The 279-nt window shown below is 55.9% G+C and carries 1 pseudogene; it reads left to right on the top strand.

Annotated features, from left to right (window positions below):
• Positions 1 to 279: pseudogene (locus EN846_RS34855) on the top strand (ABC transporter ATP-binding protein); the annotation flags it as partial.

The raw sequence follows: 279 nt of genomic DNA, 5'->3' as shown, positions 1-279 counted from the left end.
GGAGAAGCTTATGCGCCAGCGTATGAATAAGGCGGTCTCAGATGTCGAGCAGCGCGCCAACGGCATTGCGAAGCTCGAAGCAGCGACAAGTCCCATCATGGAAACTTTGTCAGGCCTTGCGATCGCGGTGGTTATCGCCGTCTCTGGATACACAGTTCTTGAGAAAGGCGGCTCGCCAGGTGATCTAATGGCGTTCATCACTGCACTACTTCTCGCTTACGAACCGGCAAAACGTCTGGCTCGCATGCGCGTACAGATCGAGGGCGGGATGATCGGAGT

The sequence above is a fragment of the Mesorhizobium sp. M4B.F.Ca.ET.203.01.1.1 genome, assembly GCF_004791025.1.
Taxonomy (GTDB): Bacteria; Pseudomonadota; Alphaproteobacteria; order Rhizobiales; family Rhizobiaceae; genus Mesorhizobium; species Mesorhizobium abyssinicae.
The sequence above is the reverse complement of the archived record's forward strand: the minus strand, read 5'-3'. Positions and strand labels throughout refer to the sequence as shown.